Origin of the sequence: Aquisalinus luteolus, assembly GCF_009712425.2 — a bacterium.
GTDB lineage: Bacteria > Pseudomonadota > Alphaproteobacteria > Caulobacterales > Parvularculaceae > Aquisalinus > Aquisalinus luteolus.
Genome location: NZ_VCJR02000008.1, coordinates 1,183 through 4,394 on the forward strand (window position 1 = coordinate 1,183; position 3,212 = coordinate 4,394).

Annotated in this window: 1 protein-coding gene; it reads left to right on the forward strand. The window is 59.8% G+C overall.

Going from position 1 to position 3,212, the window contains the following annotated elements:
• Positions 1-2,976 (forward strand): efflux RND transporter permease subunit (locus FF098_RS17470; protein WP_166426622.1); only part of this gene is annotated, 2,976 nt, incomplete at its 5' end.
• Positions 2,977-3,212 lie beyond the last annotated feature (236 nt).

Sequence of the window (3,212 nt, forward strand, 5' to 3'; positions counted from 1 at the left end):
GTCTTCACGGAGACCGAAGGCCTCGCGCCCGAAGAGGTCGAGCGCTATGTCACCTATCCGATAGAAACATCCATGTCGGGCTTGCCGAAACTGGAACGTATACGATCTGTTTCGAATTTCGGTCTCTCAGTGGTGAACATCTATTTCGAGGATGGAACCGATGTCTATTTTGCCCGGCAGGTCGTCGCTGAACGGCTGGGCGAGGCCAGTGAGGCAATCCCGCCAGGTTTCGGCGAGCCCAAAATGGGCCCTGTTTCCAGCGGGCTTGGCATTATCATGTATTTCAAGCTGGCCGATGACACAGGCGAACGCTCTCTCGTGGAGATGCGCGAATTGCAGGACTGGGTGGTCAAATATCAGCTCCAGACGGTCAAGGGCGTAACCGAAGTTCTGTCCCTTGGCGGCTATGAAAAGCAGTATCAGGTCCGCATCGAGCCCGATGCGCTCCTGCGCTACGACCTGCAGATTGCCGATGTCACCGATGCGCTGGAACGCGGCAACAAGACGGAAGGCGCACAGTTCATCGAGATCGGCTCGGAACAATATACCGTGCGCGGTGTCGGTCTTGCCCGCTCCATCGATGATCTTCGGTCTACCGTTGTGAAGGTCGATGATGGCAGGCCTGTTCGTGTCGGCGATATCGCCGAGATCGAGGTCGGCGGCGGCGTCCGCCAGGGACTGGCGACCTCCGACGGCCAAGGCGAAGTCGTTGCCGGACTGGTCCTCAAACTCTATGGGGCCAATACCTCCGACGTGATCGCCCGAGTGCAGGAACGCTTTGACGAGATCAACGCAACCCTGCCGGACGGCGTGCGCGCTGTTCCCTATTACGATCAGGGCACGCTGGTGAACAAGGCGGCAGCGACCGTCACCAACGCCCTGTGGCAGGGCGCATTGCTTGTGGCTGTCATCATCCTCGTTTTTCTGGGTGGCTGGAGGCCAAGCCTTGTCGTCGTCTTGTCGATCCCGTTTTCGGTCGGGTTTGCCTTCATCGCCATGCAGGCCGTGGGTATCTCTGCCAATCTTATGTCGCTCGGCGGCGTCGCCATCGCCATCGGTATGATGGTTGATGGTGCTATCGTCATTGCGGAGAATGTCGACCGTGCTCTGAAGAATCATCCGTCCAGGGATATACGCACGGTCGTCGCCGGGGCGACGGCGGAGGTTATCGCACCGCTCGCAGCGGCGGTAGCCGTCGTCATCGTTGTGTTCCTGCCGCTGTTTGCTCTGCAAGGTGTGGAGGGCAAAACCTTCCGGCCTCTTGCGGCATCCGCAGCGCTCGCCATGACAGGGTCGCTGATCTATGCGGTGTTTGTTGCACCTGCGGTCTCCGCTCTGTTGATGCGTGTCAAAGGTAAAGGATTGAGTGAACCCGAGGAGAACAACGGGGCGCTCGGACAGTTGGCCGGAAAAGCCGCTTCGGTGTTCGTCCACGCCCGCTGGATGGCCGTGACCCTTGCGGTCGTTCTGCTGGTGCTGGGCGCTGGTGCCTTTTCACGGCTCGGTTCGGAATTCACGCCCGCCATGGAAGAAGGCGATATTCTGATGCGGATCACCATGGCCCCGTCCATTTCGCTCACAGAAGCCAAATCCACGGTCACGCGGATAGAAGCGAAGTTGCTGGAGGAATTCCCCGAAATAGACACCATCGTCTCACGGATTGGGCGTGGCGAGGTCGGTGCCCATGCCGACCCCGTCAACAGTTCGGAATCCTTCGTTGCCCTCAAGCCAAAGGCCGAATGGCGGGATGGCATGAGTTCGCAGTATTTGCGCGATGCTCTTTCCGATGCCCTGTCGGACTATCCCGGCGTAAAGGCGAATATCGGCCAGCCCATCGCCATGTCCGTGGACGAACTTCTGACAGGGACCAAGGCAGAGCTGGCGGTGAAAATCTTCGGCCCTGATATGGACGTTCTGCTGGAAAAATCGCAGCAGCTGCAATCGGTCCTGAACAGTGTCGATGGCGCATCTGATGTGCAGGCCGACCAGATCACCGGCGCACCGCAGATCATCGCCCGGATCGACCGCAATGCGATTGGTCGCTACGGCTTTGCGGTGGAGGATGCACTCGATGCCATGCGGGCTGCCATCGGCGGCACGCAGGCGGGCGTCCTGTTCGAGGGCGTGCGACAGTTTCCTGTCATCGTAAGATTCCGGGAAGATGCACGCAGTTCGGTGGAAAGCATCCGCCGGGTCATCCTGACCGCGCCTGATGGAGCGCAGGTGCCACTCGGTGCGATAGCCGATGTAGAAACGATTGTCGGACCGCGCCAGATCACGCGCGAGGATGGCGACCGCTTCATCACCGTGCAGGCCAATGTGCGCGGACGCGATATAGGCTCCTTCGTCGCGGAGGCTCAGGACATCGTTGCCGGGCAAGTCGAGCTACCACCAGGCTACAGGATTGCCTGGGGTGGCCAGTTCGAATTGCAGCAGCAGGCGAACAAGCGTTTTGCTGTGGTGATCCCCATCACGCTTGCCATCGTCCTGCTTATTCTGCTGATGACCTTCGGGCGGTTGAAGTCAGCGATCCTCATCCTGCTGAACATACCGCTGGCCCTGACCGGCGGGGCAATAGCGCTATGGTTGACCGGCTTGCCGATTTCAGTCCCGGCAACAGTCGGCTTCATCGCGCTGTTCGGTATAGCGCTCGGCAATGGCATGGTGCTGGTCAGCTTCATGGATGACTTTGCACGGGACGGTCAGCCGCTCGACAGGCTCGCCATCGATGCGGCGGCCATGCGGGCAAGACCAGTCCTGATGACAGCGTTGACGACTGCCCTTGGCCTAGCGCCGCTGCTGTTTGCAACAGGTGTTGGCGCAGAAGTGCAGCGTCCACTGGCAACTGTTGTTGTCGGCGGCCTCGTCACCTCAACCGTCCTGACACTCTTGGTCCTGCCAGCCCTGCATCGCTGGTTCGCACCAAGGACAGAAGGCCATGGGTCGCTGATTCAGGCGGAGCATAAGGCCGCCTGAAGGATAGAACAGGGTGTCCAGAGGGAGAGACCATCTCCCTCTGGTCTCCATGAATTGGTCAGGGGTCTTGGGGGCAGGAACGCTCCCAAGTCGATGGGTGCAGGGAGAGTGAAGTCTCCTTGCGAGTGGTCCAGCGGCGACAGGCTGGCGGCATCCAATCCGCGTATGTGTGGATGGCCTCCGCGATGCAAGGGCAAATTTTGGAATGTTGACGAGAATGCGAATGGCAGCGTGCA